The organism is Novosphingobium sp. ERN07 (assembly GCF_012641335.1).
Classification (GTDB): Bacteria; Pseudomonadota; Alphaproteobacteria; order Sphingomonadales; family Sphingomonadaceae; genus Novosphingobium.
Genome location: NZ_JABAID010000001.1, coordinates 538,139 through 562,119 on the forward strand (window position 1 = coordinate 538,139; position 23,981 = coordinate 562,119).

24 protein-coding genes and 2 tRNA genes are annotated in these 23,981 nt (G+C 63.6%); 8 read left to right on the plus strand and 18 right to left on the minus strand.

Going from position 1 to position 23,981, the window contains the following annotated elements:
* Position 1: 1 nt before the first annotated feature.
* The 8 genes from HGI47_RS02665 to HGI47_RS02700 form a co-directional block, all read right to left on the minus strand.
* On the minus strand, positions 2–1,336 hold the full coding sequence (locus HGI47_RS02665) for a M48 family metalloprotease (RefSeq protein WP_168851351.1): 1,335 nt from the start codon (positions 1,334–1,336) through the stop codon (positions 2–4).
* Between the two features lie 40 nt (positions 1,337–1,376).
* Positions 1,377–2,303: an alpha/beta hydrolase gene (locus HGI47_RS02670; protein ID WP_168851198.1), complete on the minus strand. Its 927-nt coding sequence runs from the start codon at positions 2,301–2,303 to the stop codon at positions 1,377–1,379.
* A gap of 334 nt (positions 2,304–2,637) precedes the next feature.
* A complete protein-coding gene (locus HGI47_RS02675) occupies positions 2,638–4,005 on the minus strand; it encodes a hypothetical protein (RefSeq protein ID WP_168851199.1) in 1,368 nt (455 codons plus the stop codon).
* 254 nt (positions 4,006–4,259) lie between these two features.
* The gene (locus HGI47_RS02680; protein WP_255460582.1) at positions 4,260–5,132 is read right to left on the minus strand and encodes a CoA ester lyase; all 873 of its coding nucleotides are present in this window, start codon (positions 5,130–5,132) and stop codon (positions 4,260–4,262) included.
* On the minus strand, positions 5,129–6,400 hold the full coding sequence (locus HGI47_RS02685) for an MFS transporter (protein ID WP_168851201.1): 1,272 nt from the start codon (positions 6,398–6,400) through the stop codon (positions 5,129–5,131). Before HGI47_RS02685 ends, HGI47_RS02680 begins: the two co-directional genes overlap by 4 nt.
* Positions 6,400–6,825, minus strand: a complete 426-nt coding sequence (locus HGI47_RS02690; RefSeq protein ID WP_168851202.1) for a DUF2141 domain-containing protein — start codon at positions 6,823–6,825, stop codon at positions 6,400–6,402. Before HGI47_RS02690 ends, HGI47_RS02685 begins: the two co-directional genes overlap by 1 nt.
* Positions 6,822–7,532, minus strand: a complete 711-nt coding sequence (locus HGI47_RS02695) for a sterol desaturase family protein (protein ID WP_168851203.1) — start codon at positions 7,530–7,532, stop codon at positions 6,822–6,824. The genes HGI47_RS02690 and HGI47_RS02695 overlap by 4 nt, the downstream gene beginning before the upstream one ends.
* A gap of 71 nt (positions 7,533–7,603) precedes the next feature.
* Positions 7,604–9,109: a DEAD/DEAH box helicase gene (locus HGI47_RS02700; protein WP_168851204.1), complete on the minus strand. Its 1,506-nt coding sequence runs from the start codon at positions 9,107–9,109 to the stop codon at positions 7,604–7,606.
* Positions 9,110–9,437: 328 nt separating this feature from the next.
* On the opposite strand from HGI47_RS02700, the gene HGI47_RS02705 reads away from it, so the two are divergent.
* Both HGI47_RS02705 and HGI47_RS23015 read left to right on the plus strand, forming a co-directional pair.
* Complete coding sequence (locus HGI47_RS02705; RefSeq protein WP_168851205.1) at positions 9,438–10,748, plus strand: M20/M25/M40 family metallo-hydrolase; 1,311 nt, start codon at positions 9,438–9,440, stop codon at positions 10,746–10,748.
* Between the two features lie 32 nt (positions 10,749–10,780).
* A complete protein-coding gene (locus HGI47_RS23015) occupies positions 10,781–10,933 on the plus strand; it encodes a DUF1289 domain-containing protein (RefSeq protein WP_370521615.1) in 153 nt (50 codons plus the stop codon).
* Here the strand turns inward: HGI47_RS23015 and HGI47_RS02715 are convergent.
* Entirely contained in the window at positions 10,906–12,243 is a 1,338-nt protein-coding gene (locus HGI47_RS02715; RefSeq protein ID WP_240949924.1) for an alginate export family protein, read from the minus strand. The two genes, HGI47_RS23015 and HGI47_RS02715, sit on opposite strands and share 28 nt — an antisense overlap.
* A 292-nt stretch (positions 12,244–12,535) precedes the next feature.
* Here HGI47_RS02715 and HGI47_RS02720 point away from each other — a divergent pair, with 292 nt between their 5' ends.
* Positions 12,536–13,111, plus strand: a complete 576-nt coding sequence (locus HGI47_RS02720; RefSeq protein WP_168851206.1) for a TMEM165/GDT1 family protein — start codon at positions 12,536–12,538, stop codon at positions 13,109–13,111.
* 39 nt (positions 13,112–13,150) lie between these two features.
* A complete protein-coding gene (locus HGI47_RS02725; protein ID WP_168851207.1) occupies positions 13,151–13,651 on the plus strand; it encodes an MmcB family DNA repair protein in 501 nt (166 codons plus the stop codon).
* A gap of 3 nt (positions 13,652–13,654) precedes the next feature.
* Here the strand turns inward: HGI47_RS02725 and HGI47_RS02730 are convergent, their stop codons facing one another.
* Positions 13,655–14,077 (minus strand): hypothetical protein, encoded by a 423-nt coding sequence (locus HGI47_RS02730; RefSeq protein WP_240949925.1) that lies wholly within the window; start codon positions 14,075–14,077, stop codon positions 13,655–13,657.
* 105 nt (positions 14,078–14,182) lie between these two features.
* On the opposite strand from HGI47_RS02730, the gene HGI47_RS02735 reads away from it, so the two are divergent.
* Both HGI47_RS02735 and HGI47_RS02740 read left to right on the plus strand, forming a co-directional pair.
* A tRNA-Arg gene (locus HGI47_RS02735) sits at positions 14,183–14,259 on the plus strand.
* Positions 14,260–14,289: 30 nt separating this feature from the next.
* The gene (locus HGI47_RS02740) at positions 14,290–15,252 is read left to right on the plus strand and encodes a bile acid:sodium symporter family protein (protein WP_168851208.1); all 963 of its coding nucleotides are present in this window, start codon (positions 14,290–14,292) and stop codon (positions 15,250–15,252) included.
* A 64-nt stretch (positions 15,253–15,316) separates the two neighbouring features.
* Here HGI47_RS02740 and katG read toward each other — a convergent pair whose 3' ends face one another.
* From katG to HGI47_RS02755, 3 genes are all read right to left on the minus strand, one after another.
* On the minus strand, positions 15,317–17,554 hold the full coding sequence (katG, locus tag HGI47_RS02745) for a catalase/peroxidase HPI (protein WP_168851209.1): 2,238 nt from the start codon (positions 17,552–17,554) through the stop codon (positions 15,317–15,319).
* Between the two features lie 164 nt (positions 17,555–17,718).
* Positions 17,719–18,336: a DsbA family protein gene (locus HGI47_RS02750; protein WP_168851210.1), complete on the minus strand. Its 618-nt coding sequence runs from the start codon at positions 18,334–18,336 to the stop codon at positions 17,719–17,721.
* 198 nt (positions 18,337–18,534) lie between these two features.
* Positions 18,535–18,609 (minus strand) — tRNA-Gly (locus tag HGI47_RS02755).
* A 232-nt stretch (positions 18,610–18,841) separates the two neighbouring features.
* On the opposite strand from HGI47_RS02755, the gene HGI47_RS02760 reads away from it, so the two are divergent.
* Positions 18,842–19,738, plus strand: a complete 897-nt coding sequence (locus HGI47_RS02760; protein ID WP_168851211.1) for a tetratricopeptide repeat protein — start codon at positions 18,842–18,844, stop codon at positions 19,736–19,738.
* A 5-nt stretch (positions 19,739–19,743) separates the two neighbouring features.
* Entirely contained in the window at positions 19,744–20,373 is a 630-nt protein-coding gene (locus HGI47_RS02765; RefSeq protein WP_168851355.1) for an LON peptidase substrate-binding domain-containing protein, read from the plus strand.
* Positions 20,374–20,507: 134 nt separating this feature from the next.
* Here HGI47_RS02765 and HGI47_RS02770 read toward each other — a convergent pair whose 3' ends face one another.
* The 5 genes from HGI47_RS02770 to HGI47_RS02790 form a co-directional block, all read right to left on the minus strand.
* Positions 20,508–21,128 (minus strand): MarC family protein, encoded by a 621-nt coding sequence (locus HGI47_RS02770; protein WP_168851212.1) that lies wholly within the window; start codon positions 21,126–21,128, stop codon positions 20,508–20,510.
* 4 nt (positions 21,129–21,132) lie between these two features.
* Complete coding sequence (locus HGI47_RS02775) at positions 21,133–21,921, minus strand: hypothetical protein (RefSeq protein WP_168851213.1); 789 nt, start codon at positions 21,919–21,921, stop codon at positions 21,133–21,135.
* Between the two features lie 169 nt (positions 21,922–22,090).
* On the minus strand, positions 22,091–22,984 hold the full coding sequence (folD, locus tag HGI47_RS02780; protein ID WP_168851214.1) for a bifunctional methylenetetrahydrofolate dehydrogenase/methenyltetrahydrofolate cyclohydrolase FolD: 894 nt from the start codon (positions 22,982–22,984) through the stop codon (positions 22,091–22,093).
* Positions 22,985–23,000: 16 nt separating this feature from the next.
* Positions 23,001–23,300: a YggT family protein gene (locus tag HGI47_RS02785; protein ID WP_168851215.1), complete on the minus strand. Its 300-nt coding sequence runs from the start codon at positions 23,298–23,300 to the stop codon at positions 23,001–23,003.
* Positions 23,301–23,442: 142 nt separating this feature from the next.
* Entirely contained in the window at positions 23,443–23,970 is a 528-nt protein-coding gene (locus HGI47_RS02790; protein ID WP_168851216.1) for a hypothetical protein, read from the minus strand.
* Between the last annotated feature and the right edge of the window lie 11 nt (positions 23,971–23,981).

Consider the following 23,981-nt stretch of genomic DNA (forward strand, 5'->3'; position numbering starts at 1 on the left):
CCTAGCGCGATTTCTTCTGGCGTTCCATCATCGCGCGGGCGGACATCGCGATATCCTGCGCGCGCAGCCAGTCGGGCGTGCCCTTGGGCAGCGCCGCCTCCGCCGCTTCGGCGCTGCGCACGGCGTTGCCCAACTGCATGTTCATCAGCTGCTGCTCCGCACTGGCCAGACGCGCGCGGGGCAGATCGCCCTTGGCTTCGTAAACCACGCCAAGCTGATACCAAGTGAAGGGATTTTCCCGGTCGCGCACCACCGATGCGCGCAGCACCGTTTCGGCTTCGGCAAAGTTGTCCTTGTCCTCGGTAGCGATCAGCGCGTGGCCAAATGTGGTGGCGATCAGAGGGGCATTACCGGTCAGCGCTGTTGCCTTGCGCAAAGGGGCGAGCGCATCGGCAGGCCGCCCGGATTCGAGCAGGATCTGCCCTTCGAGTTCGAGAAAATAGGGATTGTCGGGATCGCTGGCGATCAACGATTCGGTTTCTGCCAGGGCCTTGTCGACGAAAGCTTCCTTGTGGAAGGCATAAGCGCGGGCGTATCTCGCTGGGACATCGGTGAGGTATTCGGGGTAGGCGCGCAGGGTTTCCTGAGGTTCGGCCAAGTATCCGTAAAGCTTGGCTTTTACCCGCAAAAACTTGGCTTGGAGCGAGGCCGGGGGCGGGGTGTTCCATGCCGGATCTTGTTCATAGGTGTCCTGCAGCGTGGTCAGGCGGTCCGAGGTCATCGGGTGGGTGCGATAGAATTCAGCATCGGGGTTCGCGCTGGCATTGTAGCCATAGCGGAATTCCTGGTTCTGCAGCTTCTTGAAAAATTCGATCGAGCCGCGCCCGGATATGCCTGCCTTGGAAAGGAACTGCGCACCGGCGGCGTCTGCCGAACTTTCCTGCGCGCGGCTGAAGGCAAGGAATTTGCCCAGCGCGGCCTGCTGGCCCGCCATGAACACGCCCATGGCCGCATCCGCCGATCCTGCCGCCGCTGCCAGACCGCCGAGCAGTAGCGAAAGCACGGTTATACCGGTGGCAGGCTTCAGCCCTTCGTTGAAGCGCACGACGTGGCCGCCGGTGATGTGGCCCAGCTCGTGCGCGATGACGCCCTGCAGTTCGTTCACGCTGTCAGCCGCGCCGATCAGGCCCGAATGGATGTAGATCGCCTGCCCGCCCGCGACGAAGGCGTTGATCGAGCCATCGTTGAGCAGGACCAGATCGATGGCATCGGGATTGAACCCAGCGGCCTTGAAGATCGGGGCCGATGCTTCGCGGAACAAGGCTTCGGTTTCGGCATCGCGTAGCACCGATTGGGCGGCGGCAGGCTGCACGCAGAGCGATAACGCGGCGAGCATGGCCAGGAGGCGGGGGAGAATACGGCTCACGGGCGAGGAACTATCGCTGCGCTGCCTGAACCGCAACTGAAGGTGCGGTCACCCGTTGCAGAAACGGCAAGACGGCATCAAGCGCACGAGTATCGCGCGAAAAGGGTTGCGCGAACATCATGATGATCTTTTCGTGGGTAACGCCTTCAAGCAGCACTGGCTGATTGGGCACGCCCGCTTTGGTAAGCAACTGTGCGAGCAACTGCGAATTGCGCGGGCGCACACGGGTATCGGCATCGCCGGTGACGAGCAGCATTGGCGGTGCATCCTTGCGCACGAAGTTGACCGGCTGGGTTTGCGCCAGATCGGCGGCCTTGCCGAAGGCATTGATTGTGGCGTCGCTATCGAGCGGCAGAAAATCGAATGGCCCGGCCAGCGCAACGGTGCCCCGGATGGTTCTGCCATCAAGGCCCACGCCGGTCAGCCACTGCGGATCGAGGGTGAGCATGGCAACGTTATAGGCCCCGGCGGAATGGCCCATCAGCGCCACGCGCGCGGGATCGCCGCCTAGCTTCGTCGCGTGATCATGCACCCAACGTAGCGTGGCCGCGCCATCTTCGAGCATCGCCGGGAACTGGGCCTGCGGATAGAGCCGGTAGCCCGCCAGGACCACGGCAAACCCTTGGGCGCAAAACGTGCGGGCGATGAAGCGGTAGTCGTGCGGATCGCCGCTGGCCCAACTGCCTCCGTGAACGAACACGAGGATCGGCAACGGGGCGGTGGTGCCTTGCGGCACGAACATTTCCAGTTTCTGTGCGGGGTCTTGGCCATAGCGCAGATCGGCCACCTGCCGGATCGCGCCATCGCCGCCGTTGAGCAGTTTGTCCGCACTATCGAGCACGGCCACGGAATTGCGTTCCAGCGCGTGGCGGAAAGCCAGAAAACCCAAACCGCCCAGCAGGACAAGGCACAGCGCCGTCCAGCCAATCCAACCCATGCGCCATCTGCCCTTAGAGTACTTCCCGATCACTCTGAATTACCACGACGGAGTCGATTTTGGCCGAGTGCAAGGATCGAGGAGGGAGCCATGCCATTGCATAGTGACCGACGAGAGACGCAGCAATCGGCCAAAAGTGGCCCGCCTCTGCGGGGTTGCCGCAGGAAGCATCTCGGACAGCGTCGCCTTGCTTGTCCGGGCCACCAGCCCGCCCTGCGCAAGGCTTCTTGCCGAGATGCTTCCTGCGGCAATCGTGGTGATCCAGAGTGGTCGGAAAGTACTCTAACCGTCATGGCGCAACGGCTAGCAGGGCAAAACGCGCGGCGAAAGTACCCTACCCGATGAGGTGCCGCGCGGCCTTTTCGAACAGGGTGGCATCGTCGGTCACTTCGCCCAGTGCGACCACTTCGCCGGATTCGAGGCGGCGGACCATGACCAGTGCGAATTCTGCGCCTTCGGACGGGGCGATTTCGGTGATCTTGCGCGGGGCAATGGCACGCAGCGATTCTGCCAGCGCTTCGGGGCCGCGTTTGGCCAGCGCCTTGCCCGCTTCTTCGCGGCGCAGGCGGCGTTCGGTGTTGATCACGCCTTTCAGGCCGCCCGGTGCATCGGAAAGATAGGCCGCCAGCGAACCCTTGCCCAATCCCATGCGCTGCGCGTGAGTGAGGGCTGCGGCATATTCGGTCAGGCGGGTCTTGTCGTAATCCGCGCCGAACACGAGCTTGACCACCGGGGTCATCGGCGCGCGTTCCTGCATGGTCAGGCCTGCATCTTCGAGCAGTTCGGCAAAATCATCGGGTTCAGCCTGCGCGGCCAGCGCGAAATCCCAAGCGCGCCCGATGGCGGCATAGAGCGTGGCGCGGGTGCGGTCTTCGCTGGAATTGGCGGCGAGCGCCAGTTCGCGGGCGGAGGCCAGCCAGTCTGCCAGAGCTTCAGGTTCCGGTTCGATCGCCTTGGCCGGAACGGGAAAGATATCGTCATCTAGCCCGAACGCGGGTTCAGGAAATTCGCCAAGATCGAGCGGGCTGTCAGCAAAGGCGGTCGGACCATCAGCCCAAGCATCGCCCGCTGCGATCAGCGGACGCCGCACTTCTTTTCGGGGCGGTGCGGCATTCAGGGCCTGTCCGATTTCGAGCAGCAATTCGTCAGTCGTCGCCTGATCGGCCAGTTCCTTCCAGTTGATCGCGCCCATGATGTAATCGATCGCGGTGCCATCGGAGGAGAAGGGCAGAAGGATGCCGCGATAAAGGATGGTGCGGCCATGCTGGTTGACGAATTCGGCTTCGAACCCGATCGGCGCCTGATTGGCGATGATCTGCATGTAATGGTCGGTAATGCGCGACAGCAGCGAGCGGCCCGGAACCTGACTGAGCCGTTCGATAGAACTTTCCGTGCCGCATTCATCGGCCAGCTTGGTGCCGAGAAAGGTGATCGCCGGGTCTTCGATGCCATCGTCGAAATGCAGCAATACAAGGTTGTCGGCAAAATCGGGGTATTGGCCATCAAGCAGCGTGGTGACTTGCGGAAAGGCATGATCGCCCAGCAGGCCCGCCCAATAGTTGTAGGCGCGCACCTGCATACGGCGCTCATCCTGCCCCACAACTTGCGGCGGCGGATCGTTCGCCACATCGTCTTCGTAGCCGGAAAGGTCGAAGTCGGTCTCGACGCTGCTGTCCCGGTCGAAATCGCGCAAAGTATCCATCAAACCCACCTGGTCCCCTTTGAGCCTGATCCGAAACTCCAGCGGGTCGGTCTGCGGGTCTTTTTCGCGCTGCTTTCGTCGCGATCTTGCCACGATGTCCCTGCATCGCGGCGGCGGTCACTCCTCATCAGCACAAAAAATCCCTCGCCAACCCTCCGCCGCCGGAGTTTCGGATCAGGCTCTTTGTCCGGGAACTTGTCTGGCGCAACTTCGTGAAGAAGTGCTTAAGTTGCGCCAGGATGGCTTCCGGCGCGTTAACGCTTTGCTATGGCGGCTGCCTTGGCCAAAAGGCGCTCTGCCTGCGTCAGATGCAGCAATTCCGCCATTTTTCCGTTCACTCGCAGCGCACCCTTGCCGGCGTTTGCCGGGTCGGCAAAGGCCGCGACAATTGCCTCCGCTTCGGAAATGTCTTCATCCGAAGGCGCGAAAACGCGGTTGCACACATCAAGTTGTGCGGGATGAATCAGTGTCTTGCCATCGAAACCCGAATCGCGGGCTTGGCTGCATTCGGCTTCGAGCCGGGCCTGATCTTCGATAGCGTTGCACACCCCATCAAGGATGATCAGACCATTGGTGCGGGCGGCCAGCACTGCCAGCGTCAGCACGGGCATGAAAGCGGCGCGGCCCGGCAATTGCGCGATGCCGCTGTCCTTGGCCAGATCGTTAAGACCCAGCACGAACCCGGCAAGGCGCGTGGACGATGCGCAGGCGGCAATGCGTTCGAGCGCCAGCACGGCGCGGGGTGTTTCGATCATCACCCACAGCGCAACGTCGGGCGCAAAGCCTGCGGCATCCATCGCGGCAGACAGCGCTTCGATATCGGCGGCGTCATCCACCTTGGGGGCGAGCAGGGCTTCGACCGGAGCGGCGGCAAGGGCTGTGATATCGTCATGCCCCCACGGCGTGGACAGCGCATTGATGCGTGCGATCAGGCGGCGATGGCCGAAGCCGCCTGCCTGCGCCTCTGCCACCAAAGCGGCGCGGGCATCGGCCTTTGCTTCGGGCGCGACAGCATCTTCGAGATCGAGCGCCACTGCATCACAATCGAGCGTGCGTGCCTTGGCCATCGCGCGGGCATTGCTGGCGGGCATGTACAGTACGGAACGAAGCGGGCGGGAATCGGTCAAGGTTTGCTCTCCGGCACAGAATTGAGAAGGCCTTCTTCGCGCGTGGGCATGGGCGCGATGAAGTGCATGATGGTGGAAGCGACAAGCCAGACGGCGGCCAGATGCAGTGCCATCGGCAGGCTGAAAGCATCTGCGACCGCGCCCCACACCCATGCACCCAGCGCCATCCCGCCGAAGGTCACCGCCTGATAGATTGACAGGCAACGGCCAAGGATGTCTTCCGGGCTGCGGAGTTGCATGGCCACGTTCAGGCTGGTCATCGTACTGGCCCAGCCCACCCCGCCGAGGAATGCGGCGGCAACGGCCATCGGGATGCTGGTGGAAAGCCCCATCAGCACTTGCGCGCCAGCAAAGATCAGCGTGGCGGTGGTTACCACGGCTTCACTGCCGAAGCGGCGGCGGATCTGCGATATCTTGAGCGCGGTGACGATGGAGCCGATGCCGAAGCCGCCCAGCATCAGGCCATAGTCCAGTTCAGTGCCGTGCAGCATATCGCGCGCGATGCTGGGCATCAGCGCCTGCAGCCCAGATGCGCCAAGGCCCATCAGCAGGCCGCGCAGCAGCACCTTGCGAATGGGGGACGAGGCGGCGCAGAACCTTATGCCGCGCCCGATGGCCTGCATCATTGGTTCCCGCACCGGCGGCAGCGATTCGGGCCGCCACATCGCCAGAACCACGATCATGCCGAGGTAGCTGATCGCATTGAGCGCGAAGGCAAGGCTGGTGCTCCACAGCGAAATCAGGATGCCGCCCAGCGCCGGGCCGACGCTGCGGGCAAGGTTGAACGATATGGCATTGAGCGAGATTGCCTGCGGCAGGTCTGTCGGGCCAACTTGCAGCCGCACCGAGGCCTGCCATGCCGGGCCATTCAATGCGGTGCCGATGCCGACCATCAGCGTGAGTGCAAGAAGCGACCACGGGCCGATATTGTCGGTAAAGGCCAGACCGGCCAGCACGGCCGAAACGATCAGCATCCCCACCTGCGCGGCCATCATCACGCGCCGCCGGTCGTAGTTATCGGCAATCGCGCCTGCGAACATGCCCAGTAGCAGGATCGGGATCGTGGCCGATGCCTGCACCAGCGCCACCAGTAGGTGCGATGTGGTCAGCTCTGTCATCAGCCATGCCGCACCGACCGACTGAATCATCGAGCCGATGCTGGAAAACAGGTTGGCCGTCCAGATCGCGCGGAAAGCGGGGTAGCGGAACGGTGCGAAGGCGCTTCCCGGTGTGGGGCCGGGCGTGGTGTGGACAGGCGAAACTGGCACTAGAGGTAACGGACCTTCATCTTCATGCGCAGCGGCGCGCCGGTAACGTCAAAAGCGGCGGCTTCGAATTTGGGCGCGGACATCTTTACCGGTGCATCGCGCGAAAAGCCGAAGCCCTCTTTCGGCAGGAACAGGGTCTTGTCCATCTTCTTGTTGCCGTTTTCATCATGCAGCAGGACGATGGCATAGCGGCCCGGTGCAACATCGCGGATCACCAGCGTGCCCGGATCGCTTGCCTTGATCGAAACCGAGCGGCGATTGGGATCCTTGTCGCAGCCTTCGGGGAAGAGCTTTGGATTGGCGCTCATGCACAGCCACACCATGCCTTTGGTATTGCGCAGGCCGGTGATGTCGACCGTGATTGTGGTGGGGGCGGGGGCATTTCCGGCAAGTAGCAGGGGGAGCAGGATGGCGGTGCGCTTCATGGGGCAGACAGTCCCTTGTCGGTGCCGCAAAGCCGGTCCCAGATACGGAAATAGAGGCCGTAGTTGCAGCGATAGAGTTCGTGATGGCGATGGTGGTGGCTCGCCGTTATCAGCCAGTTGCCTGCCCGCGAATGAACGAGCCATGTGGGGAACATCTCCCAGCCCATGTGATTGGTCACGCCCATCACGGTCATGATCAGCAGGACAAGGCCAAGCATCCCGACGTGGATCGGGATCACAAAGACCAGCGCGGGGATCAGCAGCGAAACGACGGCCGCCTCAACGGGGTGGAAGTTCATCGCTGCCCATGCGGTGGGCGGGCGGCTGGCGTGGTGGATCGCGTGGATGCGGGTGAACACCGCCGGGCGGTGCATCCAGCGGTGGGTCCAGTAGAACCATGTGTCGTGAATGAAGAGGTAGACCAGCAGTGACACCGGCATCCACCACAGCGGAAGGGCCTGTGGATCGGTATAGATCATGGTCCAGCCGTGCTGTTGCCAACCCCATGCGACCACGCCTGCGGGTACGCCATAGATCGCGGCGGTGGCAAGGCTCCAGCCGATTTCGGAGCGGATCTGCTTTTCAAGGCCATTGTAATGGCCGGGCCGCACCTCGTGCGTCGCCCAGGCAAACAGGCCGCTGGTGAGCAGGTAGCGCACCGCGACGATCACGGTCATGGCAACTGCCGAGGCAAGAACGCTGTCCATCGCGTTCCGCTATGCCAAGGTTTTTTGGCCGAGGACAGCCCTGCCGTTGGGCAGGGCCGCCTGTCGGAGGATCAGCTTGCGCGGCGCACCTTGTTCCGGTGCGCGCCTACGCCCGGCGCGCCGCGCGGACGGAAGTTGCGGGGCTTGTTGCCGTCGCGCTCACCACCGTTAACAGTGGCATCGAGCACTGGGTTGCGAACTGGTCCGCGATCGCCCTGAGCGCTATCGCGACGTTCCTGGCGTGGCGAGACGTCACGCGGGCGACCGTCACGACCTTGGGCCTTGCCGCCGTGGCTCTGGCCGTTGCGGTTCGGGTTTCCGTTGCGGGGATGGGCGTTGCCACGACCGCCATTGCCACGCGCATCGCGGCGCGCGTCCTGCTCCAGTTCGGCAGGCTTGCGGTTGGGGGCGGGGAGCTTGGCGGCTTCGGCCATGAAGTTTTCGGGAAGCGCCATCGCGTCGATCTTGACGCGCGTCAGCTTCTCGATGTCCTTGAGGTAAGGCTTTTCATCCGGCGCGCAGAAGCTGATCGCGATGCCATCGGCGCCCGCGCGTGCGGTGCGGCCGATTCGGTGGACGTATTGTTCGGGCACGTTGGGCAGCTCAAAGTTGAACACGTGGCTCACACCCGAAACGTCGATGCCGCGCGCGGCGATATCGGTGGCGACCAGCACCGGACACGAACCCTGACGGAACGCTTCCAAGGCGGCGGTGCGCTGGGCCTGGCTCTTGTTGCCGTGGATGGCGCGCGCATCAATCCCGGCGGACGAAAGGTGGCGTACCACACGGTCGGCACCGTGCTTGGTGCGGGTGAACACCAGCGCGCGGTCAAGCTCCTTGGACGCCAGCAGCGCGCGGATGCGCAGGGTCAGCAGCGCCTGCTTTTCGGCCTGATTGATGAACGTGACGTACTGTTCCACGCGCTCTGCCGTGGTCGAGTTCGGAGCCACTTCGACGCGCACCGGGTTGACGATGAACTGCTTGCCCAGATCCTCGATGGCCTTGGGCATCGTGGCCGAGAAGAACAGGCTCTGTCGCGTCTTCGGCAGAAGGTTCGCCACGCGCTTCAGCGCATGGATGAAGCCGAGGTCCATCATCTGGTCGGCTTCGTCGAGCACGAAGATTTCGGTGCGCGACAGCGTCAGCGCGCGCTGGTCGATCAGGTCGAGCAGGCGGCCGGGGGTGGCGACGAGAATGTCGACGCCGGGCACCAGACGGCGCGCCTGCTTGCCCACGGGCACGCCGCCGAACACGCAATCGACGATCAGGTTGAGATAGCGGGCATAGCCCTTCATGTTGTCGGCAATCTGTGCTGCCAGTTCGCGCGTGGGCGAAAGCACCAGCATCCGGCACGAAGCAGGCTTGCGCGGCTGCGGGTTGGCGGCAAGGCGGTGGAGCGACGGCAGCGAGAATGCTGCGGTCTTGCCCGTGCCGGTCTGCGCGATGCCCAGCAGGTCACGCCCTTCGAGCAAGGCGGGAATGGACTGGCGCTGGATCGGCGTAGGGTCGTTATAACCCTTGGATTCGAGCGCGCGCAGAATGGGTTCGGCAAGGCCGAGGTCGGAAAAATAGGACATGAAAATGCTTTCGTGAAGCCATCGGCCATAAAGCCGACAGGCAAATGGATTCGCTATGCGCACATGCCGGAAGGGCACGAGCGGGGTCGATCGTGCGACCCATGCGTGAAAGGGGAAGCGGGCGGGGCAAAGAACCGTTCATCCGGGGCGGAACCGTTGCTTTTCAGCAGGCTCTCACGCCAGCACCCGGATTGCAGCGGAATGTCCACCGCCGGTCTTGCTGCGCCGCACATAGGCACAGGTTCCCGCCAAAGCAAGGAATTTCGCGCGAAAAGACGGTTGCAAGGCCGCAGGTGCGCCGCCAACGTGGCGGCCAAAGGAGTTCCTGATGCGTCCGATTGCCGCTGCTGCCCTGTCCGTTGCTTTTGCCTGCGGTGCTGCCCATGCAGCGCCTGCCGGTCCTGATGCAAAGATGATCGCCACGGTCGATGCGGAACAGGCCAAGACGCTGAAATTCCTTGAAACGATGGTCAACCAGAACTCCGGTAGCCGCAATCTGGAAGGCGTGCGCAAGGTGCGCGATATCGTGGTGCCGGAATTTACGGCGCTGGGCTTTGCGGCGCGCTGGATTCCGATGGAGCAAACCGGGCGCGCAGGGCACCTTGTGCTGACTCACAAGGGGAAGAAGGGCGCGAAGAAGCTGCTGCTCATCGGCCATCTGGACACGGTGTTCGAACCGGATTCGCCGTTCCAGACCTATGTTCTGCAAGGCGATAAGGCGACTGGTCCCGGCGTGGGCGATGACAAGGGGGGGATTGCGGTGATCCTTGCCGCCGTGCGCGCGATGCAGGCAGCGGGCACGTTGAAGAATGCCAATATCGAAGTCTTCCTTACCGGGGACGAGGAAGAGGCCGGTTCCCCCCCAGAAGTCGCCCGTGCCGATCTGGTAGCGGCGGCAAAGGCCGCCCATGTGGCGCTCGATTTTGAAGGCCTCAGCCGCGAAGACGGCAAGGACATGGGATCGATTGCTCGCCGTTCCTCGCAAAGCTGGACGCTGACGATTGAGGCGAAGTCTGGCCATTCCAGCGGTGTCTGGGGCGAACGCGCGGGTGATGGCGCGATCTATGCCGCCGCAAAGATCGTGAACGCCCTGCGCGAGGAATTGCCCGAACCCTATCTCACGCTCAACGTCGGCCTGATCGCGGGTGGGGCAGAAGCTGAGGTGGCGGAAGACAACGCCCACGTTTCGGCACAGGGGAAGACCAATATCATCGCCGGAAAAGTGGTGGCGCGCGGCGATCTGCGCACGCTGAGTCCTGAACAGAACCGCAACGCCATGCGCAAGATGGAAGGCATCGTTGCGCGCACCTTTCCCGGTGTGACTTCGGCCAGAATCGAGTTCAGCGAAGGCTATCCACCGATGGCCCCGACGGACGGCAACAAGGCGCTGCTGGCAAAGCTCAATCAGGTGAACGCCACGATGGGCCTGCCCGCGATGCAGCCGCTTGACCCGATGAAGCGCGGGGCGGGCGATATCAGCTTCGTGGCGGAATACGTCGATGGCCTTGTTGGCCTTGGCCCGCATTCAACCGGTGATCACGCACCGGGCGAGACGGTGGACGTGCCCAGCATCTGGACGCAGGCAAAGCGCGCCGCCCTGCTGATGACGCGGCTGGCGACGGAAAAATCGGCGCGGTGATCGTGGTCGATCCGCAAAGCCCCTGCACTGGCGTGTGCCAGATCGACCCCGGCAACGCATTGTGCCGGGGCTGCCAACGCACGCTGGATGAAATAGCGGCTTGGCCGTCCGCCAGCGTATCGCGCAAGCTGGCGATTCTTGATGCTGTGGCCGCCCGTCAGAGCGAAAGCGTCAGATCGATATAGCCATAGCGTGTATTGCCGGTGGCAGGTGCATTGGGCGCATCGCGGAGCAAGCCGCGCTTGAGCAGCACAGCAGCGCCGGAATCCATTTGCAGCAGGCCCGGCACGATCCAGTGCCGCACGCGCGCCTCGATCTGGTGCCCGCCCAGCGATCCCGACGCGCCGCTGGCATCGCGCACCCCGGTGGCGGCGAACTGGTCGCGCCGGTTTTCGGCCCAAGCACTGCGCCACGCCACGAAAGCGTCGGTGCGCTTGGAAGGTGTCACTTCGAGCCGTAGCGAGGGCGATATCATGTTGCTCCGGCGGAAGGGCCCATAAAGCCCATTTGGCCCAAATTCGAAGCGCCGCGCGGAATAGAGCGTGTCGAAGCGGGTGAACTTGCCCGCTTTGCCACCATCGCCGCTGGCAGCATCGAACTGTGCGACAACGCGCGGCGTCCAGCCACCGGCCAGCGTATGGCCAAGTTCGGCATGGAGGAACCATGCGAAGACATCGAGATCGGTAACGTCGGTAGCGGACGAGGTGCGCCGCGCCTTGCCGAACTGCACTGCGCCTTCCACTTCGTGGTCCCAGGCCCCGGCCTTCGCTTTCACGAAATGCCGCGCGCCCAGCGTGCCGATGCGGCGGTTGGCGGTGGCGAGCCGCGCGCCGTCCTGTTCGATCAGGCCGAAGGCATAAGGCTGCAACGTTCCGCCCAGCACGTTTGGCAGTGTGCCGTGCGCGCCGAAGAACATCACGTCAAAACTCTCGCGATCCACTTTCACCCGGTCGGCCCGGATACCTGCGGCATCATCGGGCAAGCGCTGGTGCGGCAGCGCGAAGATCAGGTCCAGCTTGCGGCCCGCAGTGCCTTCGAGCGCCAGATGCGCGCCGGTGAAGGCATTGGTGGTGTTGCGAAAACGCTGGCGCGCCACCATGCGGCGGTTGCCCAGATCAAGTGTATAGCGCCCCAGTGTCAGCACGCTTTTGCCTGCCAGCGGCACCTGCACGTTGGCCTGCACCAGCTCCAGCGCGTTTACCTCGCTGGTATTGGCCGATGACCGTGCATCCTGTCCCCATGCGCGTGCATCCCACACTTCTGCCACGAAGCGCACCGGACCGGCATCGTATCGCGCGGCAATTTCGGTGCGCAGCGAAACCATCGTATCGTTTTCAGGCGCGGGGGCGGGGCGGAACTGGCCGTCAATTGATTCCACGCGCAACCGCGCCGAAGCAGACAGCGTGAACGGCCCATCGGCCCCGTCCGCTGCGTGGGCGGCATCGGTTACCCCGGCGATCAGCAGGGCGCCAGCGAGTGCTGCGGTTTTCCTCAATTATCCCTCCTGCGTGCCCGTGGCCGGGTAACGCTGTTCTGGCCCTAACGCGGTCTTGCGCCCTTGGCCATACGCGGCTAACGCTTGGCCCACGTCATTTGGGGAGTAGCCACCGCTTCGTTTGCGTAGCGGCTCTCAGCGTCAACATACTCGGTCGAGAGGCCGTGGCGCAGGCGGTGGGACCATTCGCGGTCCTCCGGGCGAGACCAATGGCAGCGCGCTTTCTATCCGGGCCGGGTGGAAGAGCACGCTGCTGTTGGCCTGTTTGCTCCACCCGGCCCCGGAAAAATCCATGTTTGAAGCCTTTACCACGTCCACGGCCATCGTCGCGCTGGCCGAAATTGGTGACAAGACGCAGCTTCTGGCCATCGTGCTGGCGGCGCGGTTCAAGCGGCCGCTGCCCATCGTGCTGGGTATTCTCGGCGCAACGCTGGCCAACCATTTCCTTGCCGCGCTGCTGGGGGCAACGGCGGCAGCATTCCTTGATGGCCAGTGGTTCCGCTTTGCCATCGCGGTGGGCTTCGTGGCGATGGGCCTGTGGACGCTGGTGCCTGATAAGCTGGATGACAGCGAAACGCCCAAGCCTGAGCGCTTTGGCGCGTTCCTCACCACGCTGGTCGCCTTCTTCATCGTGGAAATGGGCGACAAGACGCAGATCGCCACGATTGCGCTGGGTGCGCGCTTCAACGATGCCCTGGCTGTTACGGCGGGAACCACGCTGGGCATGATGATCGCCAATGTGCCCGCGGTGGTGTTTGGCCACGAACTGATCAAGCGCGTGCCGCTCGATATGGTGCGGATGATTGCAGCGGCACTGCTGGTGGCGACCGGCGTGTGGCTGTTCGTGCAGACGCTGGGGCTTTGGTAAAGCTTTACCTGTTCGCTTTTTGTTCATATTATGGCCGACATGATCGAATCACTGTCGGCCTTTGCATCTGCCAGCCCAGAAGCAGTTGAGCGCGAAGCGCGCACCGTGGCGCGCGGCATATGCCGTCTGTTTGCGCGCAACGATATCTGGTGCCTGCCCGAAATGCCGCTGCGATCAGGCCGCCGGGCAGACCTGATGGGCATCGATGCCAAAGGGCAGGTTGTGATCGTGGAGATCAAGGTGGCCCGCGCCGATCTGCTGGGCGATGCGAAGTGGACCGATTATCTCGACCATTGCGACCGGTTTTACTGGGGGTTGGCACCGCACCTTGATCGGGCCGTGCTGGATACCGAAGATTTCCTGCCGCACGCCTGCGGGGTGATCGTGGCCGACGGGTATGACGCTGAAATCCTGCGGCCTGCGCCTACTGTTCCGCTGGCTGCGGGACGGCGCAAGGCCGAGGTTGAACGGCTCGCCCGTGCATCGCTGCGGCGGCATCTGGTCAGCCTTGATCCCCACTGTGCGGCGTGGGGCGGATAGGATTCAGGTTCTGCGCTTGATTCCCAGCGGCGGGATCAGGGCCAGCAGCGCGCTGCGCGCCTCCACGAATTCATGCCATAGTGCGGTTGCGGCAGGGCCGGGTGAATGTCCACGCGCGGATACGGCCAGCAGCGCGGCCAGACCTGGCTCCATGAATGCCGCCAGATCGTCGACCCCCTGCCGGGCCAGTTCATAGCGCCACCCCCCGGTATCGCGCATGATCGCGGGGAAATTGCGCACTTCGGGTTTGCGCGCTTCTGGCTGTAGCCCGGCCAGTTGGCCAACCACCGATGACGCATCGTGCAGCGCGGACCACTTCATCGACATGGCGTTGCCGGAAGCCTGCCCAAATTCGGCGCGGCCTGTTTTGGTCGAACCCGCCGTACGCGAATCGCCAGACGGGCCTGATGGAAGATGTCCCTGCATGGCCACGGGCCTAGCACCGCGTCCGCTACCAAAATGCTAAACCGCGCCGCACGAACAAAACCACTGGCAACCGCGCCGCAGCGCTGCTAGGTGCGCGGCAGGCCTGCACCCGTAGCTCAGCTGGATAGAGCGTTGCCCTCCGAAGGCAAAGGCCACTGGTTCGAATCCAGTCGGGTGCGCCATTCGTCGAGAAGCAGCGAAGGACCGCTCCCATGATCCGGCGCATCTTCGGGCTCGTCGATGCCTTCCTTGTCGCACTTCTGGCCACGATGTTGCTGGCCACGCTGCTGCCTGCACGCGGTGCTTTCGTTCCTGTGGTTGCGGGCGCGGCGGATGCGGGGATCGTGCTGCTGTTCTTCCTGCATGGGGCCAAACTTTCGCGGCAGGCGATCATCGATGGCGCGCGCAACTGGAAGCTGCACCTGATGGTGCTGGCGGCCACGTTCGTGCTGTTTCCGCTGCTCGGCCTTGTCGGGTCCGCATTGCCGTTTCTGGACAAGGATTTCGCGGCGGGCCTGCTGTTCCTCACGCTGCTGCCATCGACGGTGCAGTCCTCCATTGCATTTACCGCGATTGCGCGGGGCAATGTGGCGGCGGCGGTCTGTGCGGCGTCGTTTTCGAACCTTGCCGGTATCTTTCTCACGCCTGCGCTTGTCGCTTTGCTGATGGGCGGGGCGACGGGCGGGTTCTCATGGGCCTCGGTCGAAACCATTGTGCTGCAACTGCTGCTGCCTTTCATTGTCGGGCATGTTCTGCGCCCGTGGATCGGCGGTTTCGTGGCACGCAACAAGGCGTGGCTGGGCAAAGTTGATCGCGGGTCGATCCTGCTGGTGGTCTATGCCGCGTTCGGTGCGGCTGTGGTCGAAGGTCTGTGGCAGCGCGTTGCGCCGTCCAGCCTGCTGGTGTTGGCGCTTGTCTGCCTTGCGCTGCTGGGCGCGGTTCTGGGCGCAACATGGGCACTGGGCCGCGCGCTGGGCCTTTCACGCGAGGACGCTGTGGTCCTGCTGTTCTGTGGTTCGAAAAAGAGCCTCGCTTCGGGCGTGCCGATGGCGGGCGTGCTGTTCCCGGCAGCCTCGGTCGGCATCGTGCTGTTGCCGGTGATGGTATTCCACCAGTTGCAACTGATCGCCTGTGCGCTGATTGCGCCGCGTCTGGCCGGGGAAGAGCCGCAATAGATACGGCGGCAGGGTTCATCACCCCGCCGCCGCACCAACCCGGAGGCACCGGATTCGCTGTCGATCAGAACCGGTCGGCGTTCATCACCTTGGTCCATGCTGCCACGAAGTCGGTCACGAACTTCTGCCTCGCATCGTCAGAGGCATAGACTTCCGCCACCGCACGCAGTTCGGAATTCGATCCGAACACGAGGTCCACTGGCGTTGCGGTCCACTTCACCGTGCCGCTGGCGCGGTCCTTGGCTTCATACAGGCCTGGCGTGGCAGCCTTGGCCCACACATTGTCCATCGACAGCAGGTTGACGAAGAAGTCGTTGCTCAGTGTGCCCGGACGGTCGGTAAATACGCCCGCTTTCGATCCGCCGGCGTTGGCGCCAAGGCTGCGCATCCCGCCGACCAGCACGGTCATTTCCGGCACGGTCAGGTCCAGCGCATCGGCCTTGTCCACCAGCGCTTCGACCGGGGCGTAGAACGCATCGGCAGCGTAGTAGTTGCGGAATGCATCGGCCTTGGGCTGAAGGAAGGTGAACGAAGCAACATCGGTCTGCGCCTGCGTGGCATCGACCCGGCCCGGCGTGAATGGCACCGCCACATCCTGCCCGGCAGCTTTCGCTGCCTGCTCGATAGCGGCATTGCCGCCCAGCACGATCAGATCGGCAAGGCTCACCTGCTTGCCGCCTTTTGCGCCTTTGTTAAAGGCGGTGCGGATTGCGTCGAGCTTGGCCGTGACCTTGGTTACCTCCGCCGGATCGTTCACCGCCCAGTCCTTTTGCGGGGCAAGCCGCAGACGCGCACCATTGGCACCGCCGCGCATGTCCGTGGCGCGGAAGGTCGATGCCGATGCCCATGCCGTGCGCACCAGTTCCGCCGTGGTCAGGCCGGATGACAGGATGCTGCTTTTAAGCTGCGCCACATCGGTGGTGTCGATCATGGCATACTTCGCTTCAGGCAGCGGGTCTTGCCACGTCAGCGTCACCTTGGGCACGTCCTTGCCCAGATAGCGCGCCTGCGGCCCCATGTCGCGGTGGGTCAGCTTGAACCATGCGCGGGCAAAGGCATCGGCAAGGCCATCGGGATTCTTCTGCCAGCCTTGCGTGATCTTGCGAAAGCCGGGGTCTTCCCGCATCGCAAGGTCGGTGGTGAACATGATCGGCGCGTGGCGCACGTCCGCGCGATGTGCGTCTGGCACTAGGCTTGCCGCCGCCGGGTTCTTGGGAATCCATTGCGTTGCGCCTGCGGGGCTTTTGGTTTTCACCCATTCAAAGCCATAGAGGTTGTCGAGGTACTGGCTGCTCCACGCAATCGGATTGGCCGACCATGCGCCTTCAAGGCCGCTGGACACGGTATCCTCGGCATTGCCCTTGCCGCATTTGTTGGCCCAGCCAAGGCCCTGCTGTTCGATCTTGCCCACGCCGGGATCGCCCGCCACGCACTCTTCGGGCTTGTGCGCGCCGTGCGCCTTGCCAAAGGTGTGGCCGCCCACGATCAGTGCCGCCGTTTCTTCATCATCCATCGCCATCGCGCCAAAGGCCCGGCGGATGTCGGTTGCTGCGGCCAGCGGATCGGGCACGCCATTCGGACCTTCGGGGTTTACATAGATCAGGCCCATCTGCGTAGCGCCCAGCGGCCCTTTCAGGTTGCCTTTGGAGTCGCGGCGCTTGTCATCCAGCATCTTGGTTTCCGGGCCCCAGAACACCAGATCGGGCTGCCATGCGTCCACGCGGCCACCGGCAAAGCCCAGCGTCTTGAAGCCCATGTCTTCCATCGCGACGGTGCCCGAAAGCACCATCAGATCGCCCCAAGAAAGCTTGCGTCCGTACTTCTGCTTGATCGGCCAGACGAGACGGCGCGCCTTGTCGAGGCTCACGTTGTCGGGCCAGGAATTCAGCGGTTCGAAACGCATCTCGCCACCGTCAGACCCGCCGCGCCCGTCCGCCGTGCGATAGGTGCCCGCGCTGTGCCACGCCATGCGGATGAAGAACGGGCCGTAGTGGCCATAATCCGCGGGCCACCACGGTTGCGAAGTGGTCAGCACCTTGCGGATATCGGCCTTCACTGCATCGAGATCGAGCGTTGCGAAAGCCTTGGCGTAATCGAAGTCCGGGCCATAGGGATTGGCCTTGGTCGCTTCATTCTGGCGCAGCGCGGTAAGGTCCACGCTCTTGGGCCACCATTCCTTGGTGGCGGTGCCTTCGGAAATGACCGGCGAGGCTGCCTTGTCCTGCGCATGGGCGGCCCCGGTCAACGCCAGCGTCGAACCGGCGGCCAGCAGTGCGGCCAATGTGATGTTCCTGATTGTCATGGCTGACTCTCCTCCTGTTTGCCCCGTGCACGAACAGGGCCTGACAGATCGGTTAGGTCAGTTGTTTGGGCATTCCCAACGGGTTTGCCTCATCACAGTGATCGACAAAAGCGCTGAATTCGCAGCAATTCAGCAATAAACCCGATATTGCAGCGCAGCGAAAATCACCCGCGCCCATCCTTGCGGGCCTGCGCCACGGCCTCCATCAACTGTGTAAGCGATGCTGCGCCGCCGAAGCGGGCATTGCCGATGAGCAGGCCCGGCGTGCCCTGAAATTCCAGAGCCTTGGCACCGCTATTGCTGCGCCCAATCACCGTATCGATTTCATTGGCCCTTGCCTTCATGTCCTGCTGCAACCGCGCCCAATCGATTCCGGCTGCCTTGGCCGCAGCCTGCACCGATTCTTCGGTCATCCGCCCCGGTTGGGCAAACAGCGCGGCGTTGAACGCAGCGTGCTTGCCCTGCCATTGGCTGGCAATCGCCGCGCGTGCCGCCAGCAACGATGCGCCGCCAAAAATCGGCCAGTCGCGCCAGACGATCCGCACCTTGCGGTCGCGTGCCAGCAGTTGCGCCAGCGTGCCGTGCAGCTTCTTGCAATAAGGGCAGCCGTAATCCGAAAAGACGATGACTGTCACGTCATAGCCCTTGGGCGCGGTCTTCGGGGCCAGCACTTCTTCCGACATCGCCGGAAACGCCGTTTCGCGCGCCGCAGCCGGAGTGGTGGCGATCAGCAAAGGCACAGCGATGACGGAAAGAATTTTGGCGGCAAACGTACGATGCAAGGTGGCAACTCCAGCAAGTCGAAACATTAGCTGATTACAATGCAAAGCCTAGCCTGTCCCGGCACTTCCACAAACACTGCAATTCGCGTCGCAGAGCGTTGCGTGCCGATGCGGCAGAGCGCGCAGGTGAATAGCTGCAAGTGTTTCCCCGAAGGGATGAATTGCGCCTGTTTTCAGAGATTTCGGTGATAAGGAAACTGGAGCGGGCGAAGGGATTCGAACCCTCGACCCCAACCTTGGCAAGGTTGTGCTCTACCCCTGAGCTACGCCCGCTCGTGCGTTTCTGGCCGGTTGGAGATGCCCCGTCCGGCTGGGGTGTGGGGGCCTCTAACGGTGACTCGGCAGAAGCGCAACACCAAAAATGCATGTGGGGCGAAGTCTTTCTCGAAATGCCTGATTCCCCTTGCCGAACGGTGGCTGCGCACCACATTGTGCGGCAAATCCTGAAGTGCACCTAGACGCACCTAGATGCACCTGACCTTATCGGAGACGCACTTTGGCCAGCATGGGGCTAAACCTGGACGAACAGAAAGCGGTCGACCGCTTCCGCAAGACCATTGTCGAACCTTCGATGACCAAACTGGTCATTCTCGACTTCTGGGCGGAGTGGTGCGGGCCATGCAAGGCGCTGACCCCGGTGCTGGAAAAAGTGGCGGCGGACTATGCCGACAAGGGCGTGATCCTTGCCAAGGTGAACGTCGATGAAGAGCAGTTCATCGCCGCGCAATTTCAGGTGCGGTCCATCCCGACGGTCTATGCGATGTTTCAAGGGCAGCCGGTGGCAGACCTGACGCCGGCGCGCAGCGAATCGCAATTGAAGCAGTATCTCGACCAGTTGCTGGAGAAGCTGCCGGTTCAGGCGGGCGAGCCGGAGCAGGACGTTGCGCCGCTGCTGGCGATGGGCGAGGAGATCCTGGCCGGGGGCGATGGCGAACGCGCGGTCAGCATATTCGCCCAGATCGTCGAAATCGCGCCGGACAATGCGCAGGCTCATGCAGGGCTGCTTCGCGCGCTGATCGCTGCAGGGCAGGCGGAGGAGGCGCAAGGCGTGCTCGATTCGCTTGATCCCAAGCTGGCGGCGGACCCGGTGTTCGCGCAGGTCCGGTCGATGCTGGCGCTGGCCGAGGACGCGCCGGAAGCGGGCGAACTGGCCGCGCTGCGGGCTGCGGCGGCGGAGCGTCCGGCGGATATGGAAGCGCAACTGGCCTTCGCTAACGGGCTTTATGCTGCGGGTGAACGCGATGAGGCGGCGGGCAAGCTGCTGGCGATGATTGCGGCGGACCGTGAATGGAACGATGGCGCGGCCAAGGCCCGCCTGTTGCAGATATTCGAGGCGATTGGTCTTGAAGATCCGTGGGTATCGGCCACGCGGCGCAAGCTTTCCACCGTGCTGTTCGGTTGACCGCGATGGGCGCGAGCACAACCCCCACGCGCCTGTCGATTTTCCCGTTGGCAGGTGCGGTGCTCTATCCGGGGCTGCAATTGCCGCTGCACATCTTTGAGCCGCGTTACCGCGCGCTGGTGAGCGATTCGCTGGCGCGGGACCGGCGCATCGCGATGATCCAGCCGCAGACAGGCGGTGAAAGGGCACCGCTGTTTCGCGTAGGGTGCGTTGGCAAGATTGCCGATGTCGAAGCGCTGGAGGATGGTCGTTACAACCTTGTGCTGGAAGGCATTTCCCGCTTTCGGGTAATCCGCGAACTGGAAGTGACCACGCCGTTTCGCCAGATCGAGGCGGAATTGATCGCCGACGATATGGACGAAGTGCTGAGCGCGGTGGAGCGCGCATCGTTCGAACGCGAATCGCGCAAGTTTGCCGATGCGCAAGGCTATGCCGTGGATTGGGATTCGGTCGGACGGCTGGACGATATGTCGTTGATCAATGGCGTGTCGCAGATCGCGCCGTTTGATGCGGCGGCGAAGCAGGCGCTGCTTGAGGCCAATTCGCTGGCCGAGCGCTGTGAGTTGCTGGTGCAACTGATGCAGTTCTTCGGCAGACGCGATAGTGACGATGACGGGCGCGTGACGCTTCAATAGGTACGCCTTCCGCATCCGCGGAAGGCTAGGCGGCACCGGCCCACTCCCCCGGCCCGACCACCCAGAGCATACCTCCGTGGGGTGATCGGTCCGGGGAAGTGAACCGGTGCCGCAAACGCTAAGGTAATCTGGCGCTAAAACTGCGCCTGTATCCCGTCGATCACGAACTGTGCGGCCAGCGCTGCCAGCAACACGCCGAGCAGGCGGGTTATCACGGCTTCGACCTGTGAACCCAGCGCGCGGATGATCGGGCGGGCGGCGACGAGGGCGATGAAGCTCAAGGCCATGACCACGCCCAGCGCGCCGAGGATCACGGCGGTTTCCTGCGTGCCGTTGGCGCGTGATGTGAGCAGCATGACCGAGGCGATGGAACCGGGGCCAGCGAGCATCGGCATGGCCATCGGGAAGACCGATACGTCTTCGACGTGCGGCTGTGCGGTGCGGACCTTTTCAGCGCGTTCTTCACGCCGTTCGGTGCGCTTTTCGAACACCATGTCGAGCGCGATCAGGAACAGCATGATGCCGCCTGCGATGCGGAAGCTGTCGAGTTCGATGTGCAGTGCGCCGAGCAGATCTTCACCGAACAGCGCGAAGACCAGCAGGATGCCGGTGGCGATCACGCAGGCGCGCAGGGCCATGCTGAACGCCTGTTTGGCCGAGGCATTGGCGGTGAGGCCCGCATAGATCGGGGCGCAGCCGGGCGGATCGATCACCACGAACAGCGTGATGAAGGCGGAGATGAACAGTTGCCACATCGCGTCAGGCTCCGTTTCCGGGAAATACGCGGTCGAACACGGGCTTCATCGCGCCGTCCTTCCACATCCATGCGGTGTGATGCCGGCTGCCATCGGGCAGGACGGTGGAGCGCCACGCAAGGCTGCCATCGCGGGACTGGCCGATCTTGCTGTCAGCGCCTGCGGGGGCATCGCTGGCGGGAAGCGGGCCAGCGGGCGGCATGAACGGCGCGGCCTTGTCCTGCTCCTTGCGTTCGCGCCGGCTGCCGGGCTGGGGCGGCACATCGCCATCGGGTCTGCGGCGGACCGGGCAATCGGCCACGGTGCCTTGCACCCAGTCGAGTTCGGGCAGGGCCTTGGGTAGCGCCGTGCCATCGTCGAGCACCCATTTCCATTCCTGCTTGCCCTTGAACTGGCGTTCCCACACGGTCACGTATTCGCCACTTCCACCGCCGGGGTAGCTTGCGCCGCCGATGGTCAGGCCCGCTGAGCCATCGCAGGCGATCCATGCCGCGCGGGGCGCCCATTTGTAGGGCTCGGCAGGGTCTTTGCGGTCTTTGAGCAGCGCCTTGGCTGCCACGCGCTTGCCATCGAACATTTCGGCACTTTCGGCAGCGGTATCGCGGAAGGCGGTCCACTGGCCCTTTTCGCGGGCGAGGCGAGCGAAGGCGATATCGGCCGCGATCAGGGCGCTGGGGTTCGCATAGGCGCGTTGCGGGCGACCGGGGCCGCCTTCGCCTTCAGGTGGCGGGCCGGGTTGGGCGAGGAGCGGGCCCGTGCAGAGAAGGAATGCGAGGGGGATCAGGCGCTTCATGCGGCATGTCTAGCCGATGGGGTGCGCGCTGCCCACCCCGTCCATAACCCTTCGTCATTCCCGCGCAGGCGGGAATCCAGCGACAGGTTTGCCGTCGCATGGCGACGACGCTTGCTTGATCAGGTCTGGATTCCCGCCTGCGCGGGAATGACGAAGGGTGGGTAAGGCTTCAAACCGCGTCGGCGGCGAGGTCCAGCCCTTCGTTGCGATAGGCGGCGACCAGCGCATTGCGCAGCAGCACGGCGATGGTCATCGGGCCGACGCCGCCGGGAACGGGCGTGATGGCCGAGGCGACGGTGGCGGCGGAAGCATAGTCCACATCGCCCACCAGCCTGGTCTTGCCTTCTTCGGCACCGGGCACGCGGTTGATGCCCACGTCGATCACGGTGGCGCCGGGCTTGATCCAATCGCCTTTGACCATTTCCGGGCGGCCCACGGCGGCGACCACAATGTCGGCGCGGCGCACCACATCGGCAAGGTTCTTTGTGCGGCTGTGCGCGACGGTGACGGTGCAGCTTTCGGCAATCAGAAGTTGCGCCATCGGCTTGCCCACGATGTTGGAACGCCCGATCACCACGGCATCGAGGCCGGACAGATCGCCCAGCTTGTCTTTCAGCAGCATCGAGCAGCCCAGCGGCGTGCAAGGCACGAAGCCCGGCTGGCCCACGGCGAGGCGGCCTGCGTTGGTCACGTGAAAGCCATCGACGTCCTTGTCAGGATTGATTGCGGCGATGACCTTCTGTTCATCGATGTGGCGGGGCAGCGGCAACTGGACGAGGATGCCGTCCACCGCCGGATCGGCGTTGAGCTGTTCGACGGTGGCGAGCAGATCGGCTTCCGACGTATCGGCAGGCAGCTTGTGTTCGAAGCTGTTCATGCCTGCTTCGACGGTGCTTTTGCCCTTGGAGCGGACATAGACCTGGCTGGCCGGGTCTTCGCCCACCAGCACCACGGCGAGGCCCGCCTTGCGGCCAGCCTTGGCTTCGAATGCGGTGGCGAGTTCGCCTACGCGGGCGCGCAAAGTGGCGGCGAAGGCTTTCCCGTCGATTACGGCAGCGGTCATGGAAATGTCCGTAAATTCAGACGCCGGCGGTCGATGCGGCAATGCCGCTCAGCAGGATCGTCAGCAGGTTGAGGCCGATGATCAGCACCATCGGCGAGAAATCGATCGCGCCGGTATCGGGCATGATCTTGCGGATGGGGCGCAGCATCGGTTCGAGAATGGCGTTCAGCGCTTTCCAGATCGCCGCGACCGCATTGTTGTGCATGTTCACGACATTGAACGAGATCAGCAGGCCGAGAACGAACTGGACGATCACCACGATGACGATGATGTTGACCAGATAGTTGATCATCGAGATCAGCGTGTACAGCATCATTGGCGCGTTTCCTTATCGGCTGAAATGCAGCTTCACGCCGCTCCTAGCCGACCATCTCCCGGTGCCACAAGTGCCCCCTTCGCCGCCATACCGGCAGCGATGGAGGCAGTCTGTATGTGTTGCATACGAAATTGGCAAGCTATCAGGGCTTGAGCGTGGTGCTTTCTATGTGCCAGCGTAGTTGTTCGGGCGTTGCACCGGGAACATCGTTGACGCGGCGCATGACAACTTCGCCTTTGAGCGTGCGCGGGCCGTCCACGATGGTGATCGGGGCAGTGTAATAGAGCGACCCTGCCGCGCCTTCCTGTTCGCCCTTGCCCACGGTGACCACGGGGGCCAGCAGCGTACTCCACTTTGCGGCAAAAGCGCGTTCGTCCATGCCGCTGCGTTGGCCGCCGTCACCCCAGAAGCCGCGCACGGCCTTCCAGTCGCGCGCCTCTATCGCATCGGCCAGCGCCTGCATCGCCTGTGCGGGATCGCGGGCGAGCGATGGTTCGCCCGGCGTGACCATTGGCAGCGGTTCGGGGGCGAGCGTTAGTGCAGGCGTGGCGGGGGCTTCGGTGATTGCCTCGGTCGCATCGGGGGAGGGCGAGGCCGGTCCCTTCTGGCAACCGCCAAGGTGAAAGACGAGGGCCGAAGCGGTGGCGAGAGCGAGCGCGGTGCGGATCATCCCGCACCGAC

Bases quoted from the DNA above. Each gene is read 5' to 3' on its own strand.
- HGI47_RS02665 (WP_168851351.1), bottom strand. From the start codon at position 1,336: ATGCTCGCCGCGTTATCGCTCTGCGTGCAGCCTGCCGCCGCCCAATCG.
- HGI47_RS02670 (WP_168851198.1), bottom strand. From the start codon at position 2,303: ATGGGTTGGATTGGCTGGACGGCGCTGTGCCTTGTCCTGCTGGGCGGT.
- HGI47_RS02675 (WP_168851199.1), bottom strand. From the start codon at position 4,005: ATGGATACTTTGCGCGATTTCGACCGGGACAGCAGCGTCGAGACCGAC.
- HGI47_RS02690 (WP_168851202.1), bottom strand. From the start codon at position 6,825: ATGAAGCGCACCGCCATCCTGCTCCCCCTGCTACTTGCCGGAAATGCC.
- HGI47_RS02695 (WP_168851203.1), bottom strand. From the start codon at position 7,532: ATGGACAGCGTTCTTGCCTCGGCAGTTGCCATGACCGTGATCGTCGCG.
- HGI47_RS02700 (WP_168851204.1), bottom strand. From the start codon at position 9,109: ATGTCCTATTTTTCCGACCTCGGCCTTGCCGAACCCATTCTGCGCGCG.
- HGI47_RS02705 (WP_168851205.1), top strand. From the start codon at position 9,438: ATGCGTCCGATTGCCGCTGCTGCCCTGTCCGTTGCTTTTGCCTGCGGT.
- HGI47_RS02720 (WP_168851206.1), top strand. From the start codon at position 12,536: ATGTTTGAAGCCTTTACCACGTCCACGGCCATCGTCGCGCTGGCCGAA.
- HGI47_RS02725 (WP_168851207.1), top strand. From the start codon at position 13,151: ATGATCGAATCACTGTCGGCCTTTGCATCTGCCAGCCCAGAAGCAGTT.
- HGI47_RS02730 (WP_240949925.1), bottom strand. From the start codon at position 14,077: ATGCAGGGACATCTTCCATCAGGCCCGTCTGGCGATTCGCGTACGGCG.
- HGI47_RS02740 (WP_168851208.1), top strand. From the start codon at position 14,290: ATGATCCGGCGCATCTTCGGGCTCGTCGATGCCTTCCTTGTCGCACTT.
- katG (WP_168851209.1), bottom strand. From the start codon at position 17,554: ATGACAATCAGGAACATCACATTGGCCGCACTGCTGGCCGCCGGTTCG.
- HGI47_RS02760 (WP_168851211.1), top strand. From the start codon at position 18,842: ATGGGGCTAAACCTGGACGAACAGAAAGCGGTCGACCGCTTCCGCAAG.
- HGI47_RS02765 (WP_168851355.1), top strand. From the start codon at position 19,744: ATGGGCGCGAGCACAACCCCCACGCGCCTGTCGATTTTCCCGTTGGCA.
- HGI47_RS02770 (WP_168851212.1), bottom strand. From the start codon at position 21,128: ATGTGGCAACTGTTCATCTCCGCCTTCATCACGCTGTTCGTGGTGATC.
- HGI47_RS02775 (WP_168851213.1), bottom strand. From the start codon at position 21,921: ATGAAGCGCCTGATCCCCCTCGCATTCCTTCTCTGCACGGGCCCGCTC.
- folD (WP_168851214.1), bottom strand. From the start codon at position 22,984: ATGACCGCTGCCGTAATCGACGGGAAAGCCTTCGCCGCCACTTTGCGC.
- HGI47_RS02785 (WP_168851215.1), bottom strand. From the start codon at position 23,300: ATGATGCTGTACACGCTGATCTCGATGATCAACTATCTGGTCAACATC.
- HGI47_RS02790 (WP_168851216.1), bottom strand. From the start codon at position 23,970: ATGATCCGCACCGCGCTCGCTCTCGCCACCGCTTCGGCCCTCGTCTTT.